The 7,425-nt window shown below is 74.9% G+C and carries 6 protein-coding genes; 3 read left to right on the plus strand and 3 right to left on the minus strand.

The window, feature by feature from the left end; genetic code table 11:
- Nucleotides 1-77 precede the first annotated feature (77 nt).
- The 3 genes from BZL64_RS34470 to BZL64_RS34480 all read left to right on the plus strand — a co-directional run bounded on the left by BZL64_RS34470 (nucleotide 78) and on the right by BZL64_RS34480 (nucleotide 4,446).
- Nucleotides 78-1,646, plus strand: coding sequence for a hypothetical protein (locus BZL64_RS34470; protein WP_086773015.1), 1,569 nt, complete (start codon nucleotides 78-80; stop codon nucleotides 1,644-1,646).
- Between the two features lie 80 nt (nucleotides 1,647-1,726).
- Nucleotides 1,727-3,799: an AAA family ATPase gene (locus tag BZL64_RS34475; RefSeq protein WP_244205681.1), complete on the plus strand. Its 2,073-nt coding sequence runs from the start codon at nucleotides 1,727-1,729 to the stop codon at nucleotides 3,797-3,799.
- Nucleotides 3,793-4,446 carry an FHA domain-containing protein gene (locus BZL64_RS34480; RefSeq protein ID WP_086773016.1) on the plus strand — a complete coding sequence of 218 codons (654 nt, stop codon included), beginning with the start codon at nucleotides 3,793-3,795 and terminating at the stop codon, nucleotides 4,444-4,446. Before BZL64_RS34475 ends, BZL64_RS34480 begins: the two co-directional genes overlap by 7 nt.
- Nucleotides 4,447-4,480: 34 nt before the next feature.
- Here BZL64_RS34480 and BZL64_RS34485 read toward each other — a convergent pair whose 3' ends face one another.
- From BZL64_RS34485 to BZL64_RS34495, 3 genes are all read right to left on the minus strand, one after another.
- Entirely contained in the window at nucleotides 4,481-5,143 is a 663-nt protein-coding gene (locus BZL64_RS34485) for an RES family NAD+ phosphorylase (protein WP_208639581.1), read from the minus strand.
- The gene (locus BZL64_RS34490) at nucleotides 5,140-5,922 is read right to left on the minus strand and encodes a hypothetical protein (protein ID WP_086773017.1); all 783 of its coding nucleotides are present in this window, start codon (nucleotides 5,920-5,922) and stop codon (nucleotides 5,140-5,142) included. Before BZL64_RS34490 ends, BZL64_RS34485 begins: the two co-directional genes overlap by 4 nt.
- Nucleotides 5,909-7,425, minus strand: a 1,517-nt coding sequence (locus BZL64_RS34495) for a CHAT domain-containing protein (RefSeq protein WP_143663391.1), incomplete at its 5' end; no start/stop codon positions are given. The genes BZL64_RS34490 and BZL64_RS34495, both read right to left, overlap by 14 nt.

Raw genomic sequence — 7,425 nt, forward strand, 5'->3', positions numbered from 1 at the left:
GGAACCAGATGGGGTACCGGCTCCCCCGCCGGTACCCCATCTGGTTCCCCATCCGGTTCCCCCTCTGGAGGAGTGGCGTGAGCAGCGCGTTCGCCGGTACCGACCTGCTGACCGTGATGCCGGACGTCTCGGCGTACGGCTATCCGCCCGATCCGGGACTCACCCTGGACTCCGGTGTCCCGGACATGGCCGGCACCGGTGTCCCCGACATGACCGGCATCGGTACCCCGGACCTGACGGCCCTCTCCGACCCGGTCGGCGAGGCCGTCGGGCAGCTGGCCGACCAGGTCCAGGACATGATCGTGCCCGCGCTCATCGGGCTGGCCGACCTCAGCGGGGCGCTGCTCGTCACGCGGCTGGCGCTGCGCGGCACGCAGGCGCTGGCGGCGTTCAACAACAAGGTCGCCGCCGAGCAGGAGGCCCTCTCCCGGCGTCAGATGGCGCTGGAGACGGGCAGCGAGTGCTGGCGGCGCGCGGCGGAGGCCGCGGCCGGGATCAACGCGCGGATCACCGTGCTGGGCCTGGAGCCCTCGGGGCCCGGCGACCCGCCGCCGCCCGCCCCGGTGCAGCCCGTCGGCGTCCCCCTCGACCTGCTGTGGAAGCGGCTCGCGGAGACCGAGCGCGCGCTGCGCCGGGTGGAGGCGCAGCGCGCGGCCCGCGCGACCGCCCGGCTGCCGTTCGACCACGCGCGGGACCCGGAGCACGCCGACTGGTACGACCGGCTGCGCGAGCGGCGCCGCCAGTCCCTGATCCGGTACGCCGAGGGCGGCCCCGCGCCCGAGCCCGAGGCGACGACGCCTGAGCACACCGAGTCCACCGCGCTCACCGAGGACGACGTCCTGCGCGAGGGCGCCGCACTGCTGGCCGGGCTGCCGCTGGCGTTCACCTCCGCCGGCCGGGACCTGATCGACGACTGCCTGTCGGAGGCCCGGCGGGCCGTGGGCCGGCGGCCGACGGCGGTGCGGCGCTACCTCGACGAGGCCGCGCTGATCGCCCACAAGGAGTCGGAGCGGGCCCTGCTCGCCGACCGGGCCCGCCAGGACGCGGCCCTGCGGCTCGGCGCGCTCCAGGCCGCCGCGCCCGAGGGCGTGGACACGCTGCCGGACGCCTCCGAGGCCGTCGAGGTGCTCCAGCGGGCCCTGCGGACCGGCGTCGCTCCCTCCGGCGCGGCCGAGCGCACGGTCCGGCAGGCCCTGGTGAGCCGCTCGGCCGCCCTGCAGCGGGCGTACCTGGTGGCGGCGCTGCGCCGGGCGACCGAGCAGTGGGGCGAGGGTTCGGTGCAGGGCCGGATGGACGCGGACCACTGGGACTTCGCGCCGGCGGCCTGGGGCGGCGAGTACTGGCTGCGGGTCCGCCTCACGTCCACCGGCCAGGCCCGTGTCTTCACCATGCGCCGGCCACTGACACCGGAGGAGGAGCGCGACCCGGCCACGGCGGCCCGGGACGCGGAGCGGTGCGCCGAGAGTTCCGGGTACGTCGGCGAACTGGGCCGGCTCACCGAGGCGGAGGGCGTCCGCGCCGAGTTCGCCTGGTCCACCGGCCAGGTCCGCACGGGTGAACCGGCTCCCGGCCTGGCCAGGTCCGGCCGTAAGCCTTCCGCACGGCGACGCCCGGCGCCTCCCAAGTACCGCGACAAGGACCACTGACCGGCGCCCGCGTCACCACCGCCCCCGCAGTCTCCGTGTTCCCCGTGTTCCCCGCTTTCCTGGCCTTCCCCGGAGGACCCTTGACCAGCTTTCCCGTCCAGTCACCGCCGCACCTGACCAAGGCGACCGTCACCCAGACCGTCCAGCCGCCCTTCGCGGCCGAGCTGTTCACCACGCTCAGCGTCCACTCCCAGTACGTCCTGCACGGCAACGTCCGCGACGACCACCTGGTCGCCGACGTACGGGACGACGGCAACCGTCGCAACCGCGCGCTGGGTCTGGAGGACCTGCTCTGGGAAGGGCTGCGGCGGTCCGGCTACAAGTGCCTGCTGCGCTACGACCAGGTGGCGGGTTTCACCGTCGCCCGCTGCGAGGACAGCCTCGACATGAACACCCTGCTCCAGCGCAACACCCGCCGGGTGCCCGGCCGCCCGGACGAGGACGACGGCAGCCAGGCGGCACGGGTCTTCGAGTCCTTCGCCCGCGGCTGGGTCGGCGAGCGGCCCGGCCCCCCGAAGGACAACCCGCGCTACGACGACTACCAGAAGCCGGTGCACGCCGCTCTGCTCGTCGACTTCGCCTCCCGGATCCCCACCCAGGCCAACCAGCTGAGCGACGAGGAACGGACGTTCTTCCTGCGCTGCCTGAAGATCGCCGAGGAGGCCCGGCCCTTCCCCCGCTCCAAGAGCGGCCGCGCCCTGTTCAACCCGGTGATCTGGCTCGCCGACGGCGAACGGGACCTGCCGGCCTGGCTGGTGACGAGCAGCGTACGGGTGCGCAGCATCGGGGTGCCGATGCCGGACCTCGGCCAGCGTCGCCGTATGGCGGAACTGCTCGCCGGTCAGGCGGGTGTCCCCGAGACCGCCACCAAGCTGGACGTGGGCCCGCTGCTGAAGGGGGCCGAGCGGGAGGAGCCTACGGACGAGGACGTCATGCGGTTCGCGCGGGCGGCCGGCGGGCTCACGCTGCGCGCCATGCGGGAGAGCATGCGGCTGGCACGCGCCCGCCGGCTGTCGTTCGCGGAGATGGACCAGGCCGTGCGCCTCTACGAACTGGGCGTCAGCCGCAATCCGTGGACCGGCGGCGCGGTCGCCGACAGCATCCGGGACGGCGAGAGGGTCATCGGCGAGCGGGTGCGCGGCCAGGAGAAGGCCGTCACCCAGACCCTGGACGTGCTCAAGCGGGCGGCGCTGGGCCTGTCCGGCGCCCAGGCCGCGTCGACGTCCGTGCACCGGCCGCGCGGTGTGCTGTTCTTCGCCGGACCGACCGGCACCGGCAAGACGGAGCTGGCGCGGGCGGTCGCCACCACCCTGTTCGGCTCGCAGGACGCCTGTCTGCGCTTCGACATGAGCGAGTTCTCCGCCCCGCACTCCGCCGACCGCCTGGTGGGCGCCCCGCCCGGTTACGTCGGCTACGAGGCGGGCGGCGAGCTGACCCGCGCGGTGCGCGAGGACCCGTTCCGGGTGGTGCTGTTCGACGAGATCGACAAGGCGGACAAGGGCGTCCTCGACAAGTTCCTCCAGGTTCTGGAGGACGGCCGGCTGACCGACGGCCAGGGGGTGACGACGTACTTCAGCGAATGCGTCCTCATCTTCACGTCCAACCTGGGCGTGCACGGCCCGACGGGCACGGACGGGCGGCCCCTGTCCTCCCCGGCCGGGCAGGGCCGGCTGCCCGAGACCCCGGACGAGCGGGCCGCGTTCGAGAAGGAGATCCTCGGCAACGTCCGCCACCACTTCGAGCACACCCTGAAGCGGCCCGAGCTGCTGAACCGGCTCGGCGGGAACATCGTCGTCTTCCATTACATCGACGGGCCCACCGCCCACCTCATCTTCAAGGGGCAGCTGCGCAACATCGTCGAGCACATGCGTCACCAGGGCGGGCTGACCCTGGAGGTGCTCCCCGAGGCCGAGAAGGTCCTCGCCGACGAGTGCACCCGCGACCTGCACAACGGCGGCCGGGGCATCGGCATGAAACTGGAGACCCACCTCATCAACCCGCTCGCGCGCGGCCTGTTCGACCTCGGCGTGCACCTGACGCCGGGCACGGTCGTCACCGTCTCGCGGGTCACCGTCCAGCCGGACGGCAGCGTGCGCCTCGACATCGAGGCCGTACCCGGCGAGGACACCCAGGACCGGCGGCCACCGTGGTGAGGGACGAGTGGGAGCGCCCGCCGCGTCACGTCGACAAGTCACTCGCGGAGGGTGTGGACCTCGACGACGAGCAGGAGGAAGAGGAAGGGGAGGAGACTCCTCGCCGGCCGGACGACGGGAGCAACGGGAGCGACCGGCCGGAGCCCGAGGACGACGGGAGCGACGGAAGCGACGAGCCCGAGCCGGAACCGCCTCCCTGGCCGACCGCCCCACCGGAGCCCGTCGCGCCGCCGTCGCGGGCCCACTCCTGCTGGTCCTGCGCCGCGGACGTCCCCTCCGGCGCGTCCGCCTGTCCGGAGTGCCAGGAGTCGGCCCGCCATCTGCGGCTGATCAGCACCCGGCCGCAAGTCGATCTGCGGCACGGCAGCTGCGGCCCGCTGAACCTGGGCCGGCATCCGACCTGGGCGGCGCCCGACGTGGCCGCCGCCCTCGACGGCGAGCAGGGCGTCTCGCGCCGCCACGCCAGCGTCGAGATGACCCCGGACGGCGGCCTGTGGCTGACGGAACACCCGACCGGCACCCTGAACGGCACCTTCGTCAACGGCGAGCGGGTGCCGCCGGGCGAACGGGTCCCCGTGACGGACGGGGACACCGTACGGCTCGGCAGGCACTGCGCGTTCACGCTGCTCGTGGTGGAGCCGCCCTAGGCGGCCCCGGGCCGACGGGAGCGGGGGCGGCGGTTCAGTCCGCGGGCTCCGGCGGCACGATCGCCGCGCGCAGGGGGGCCAGCAGCCGGTTCGCCGCGTCCACCCCGGCGAGCGTGGCGAGGTCGTGGGAGACCAGGGGCTCGCTGTGGAGCGGCACGCTGTCGCAGCGGTCCCCGAACAGCACCAGCGCCTCGCGCGGCCGGTGCCGCCGTGACTGCCAGAGCAGACCGTGCGCTTCCTTGGCCTGACGGCGCAGCTCCTGCGCCCAGTACCGGGTGCGCGGATAGTCGTCGGGCTCGCAGTCGAGCAGCCAGCTCGTCTGGCAGACGGCCGCCAGATCCTCCTCGGTGCGCAGCGACACGAAGGTCAGCTCCGTGGTGGTGACGACCTGGGCGAGCGTGTACCGGCTGGCCTGCGCCCACGGCACCAGCCGGGCGCCGACGACCGGGTCGAAGTCCATGGACCGCAGGAACACCTCGGCCAGCGCGGTGGTGGGTTCACGGGTGGCGTACAGGTACGGGTAGCGGTCCTCGGCCGTGCAGTCGAAGCGGCTGCCGCCGAACAGCGTGTGCGCCGCGACCGACTTGAAGCCGGTCGCCGGGTAGCGGGTGCGGTGGCAGCGCCAGAGCGCGGTGCCGGCGGGGAGCATCGTGACCCGGGGGACCATGGTGATGTCCGGGGGGATCTGCCGCGTCATCGGCCGCCCTCCTCTACGAGAGCGAGCGCGGCGTCGGCCAGCCGGTCGTCCGGCACCCGGCCGAGCAGCGAGGCCGGCGGCCCGCCCAGCCAGGAGTTACGGCCCAGCCACCAGTCGGCCGCGCCCCAGGGATCGCGGTCGGCCAGCAGGATGCGGTTGATCCGTACGACGATGTCCCGTGGCTGCCCGGTGTCCGGGTCGAACTGGAACTCGGGGCTGCGTGGCCCGTCCTCGGGATCGGCCAGCACGATGACGTCGGCGGGCCCGTCGCCCGCCGCCGGACTCCCGGCCGGCGCGGCGGCCCGCGACGGCGCGGTGAGCAACCGCCGCCGCGCGGCGGCGATGACGGCGGCGACGGGGTCGGCGGCTGCGGAGTCGGCCCCTTCCGGATCAGCGGCTTTCCGGTCGGCGGCCACCGGGTCGGCGGCGATCGGGTCGGCGGCTTCCGCCTCGGTACGGTCCGGCTCGCCCGCCGCCGGTGCCGCGTACAGCTCCTCCAGCGCCGCGAGGACCGCCTCCGGCGTCGGCACGGTCGTCGCCGTGACGATCGAACGGTGGTCGGCGTGCAGCAGTTCGGCCAGTACACCCGCCTCGTCCGGGACGGGCCACAGGGCGCGGACGATCGCCATCACGGCCATGCCGGCCCGCTCGGGGTCGTCGCCCACCTCCCGGAGCCGTTCCGTCATGGCGAGGAAGTGCCGGTACTGGTCCTCGTCCAGCCATTGCCGAAGCTGTTCCCGGTGTCTGACGAGAAGGGCCAGCAGCTCATGCGTGTCCAACGGTGTTCCCTTCGGGTCGGACCGGTGCGGGGTTGCCCTGATGGATGAAGGGGGCCCAGGCGTCCGCGGACAGGGCCGGCTTGCCCTCGATCCGGACGGCGAGCGGCCGGGGGAGCCCGGGAAGCGCGGGCCGGCCGGCGTCCAGCGCCCACAGCTGGGTCCGCCGCAACGCCTGCGCGGGGTCCGCGCCCTGGGCGAGGAAGTGGTGCAGGGCGTACATGAGGACGGCCGAACTGGCGTCGGCGACCGACCACTTGGAGCCGATGACATCGGCGGCCCCGCGCGCGACGAACGCGGTGGTGAGGGTGAGCGTCTCGTCGTGGTCCCGTGTGCTGAGGTCGGTCTCGCAGGCGCTGAGGACCACCAGCGGTCCGGCCCCGCCGCCCCCGTCCACGGCGGGCGCCCCGAGCAGCCGCCGTACGGTGAGCAGGCCCGCGTCGTCGTCGGCGCCGCGGGGACGGTGCAGCAGCAGCCTCGACACGGTGGGCAGGTCGCCGGCGATCCCGTGGACGCTGAACTCCACCAGGGTCGCGGGCCGTTCGCCGGTACCGCCTGGCAGCAACGGCAGCAGCTCGTCGGGGGTGCCGTCGACGTGGAAGACGTTCCGGCTGAGGAAGCCGAAGCAGCGGGCCTCCGGGTAGAAGACGGCGCGCAGCGCCTCGACCTCGTGCTCGGCGTAGGCCAGCGTGGCGCGCGGGTCGGCGACCAGGACCGGGGCCTCGGCCAGGGGCAGCCGGGTCCGGGCGGCGGACCGTACGAACTCCGCCCCGGACGCTGCGTAGCTGAGGACCGCGTGGTCGACCGCGTACACGGGCCGAGCCCCCGCACCGGCCCCCGCACCCGCACCCGCACCGAGCCGGGCCGCGTGCCACGGCACGATGCCGAGGTTCCCGGCGGGCAGCAGCACCAGCCGCACGGGGTCGTCGGGGCGGGCCGGGCGGCCGGGCCGGACCACGTCCAGGACCGGCCCCATCACGGCGGGCCCCGCCCAGTCGCACAGCTCCTCCAGGGCCGCCTCCCAGGCCGCCACCGCCTCCGCGCGGCCGGGCGCCGAGAGCGGTACGCCGGGTGCGGTGACGGCGGAACGGGCCCGCGCCGCGTCCACGTACCGTTCCAGGGGGGCGCGGTCCGCCGCGGCGAGGCCGGTCAGCTCCAGTGACAGCGGCGCAAGGCCGGGCCGTACCACCAGCGCCCGGCCGGGCCCTTCGCCCTGCCCGACGAGCAGATGCACCACGGCGTCGACCCCGGCGGCCTCCGCCGCGTCGGACACCTCCTGCCAGCCCGGCCCGGCCGAGATCCCGGCGGTGCGCAGGGCACCCAGGGCCCGCCGCCGCAGGGTGCTGGGGATGAGGGTGTCGGCGTCCTTGCCGTCCTTGCGGGCGGCTGCCGTACCGGCGTCCGCGCCCGCGCGTGCGGCTTCGCGCCACCGTGCGGCGAGGTCGGTCTCCCCGCACGCCTCCAGCTGCTCGGGCACGCTCGCCGAGGCCGCGACCGCGCGCAGGA

The organism is Streptomyces bobili (genome assembly GCF_002154575.1).
Classification (GTDB): domain Bacteria; phylum Actinomycetota; class Actinomycetes; order Streptomycetales; family Streptomycetaceae; genus Streptomyces; species Streptomyces bobili.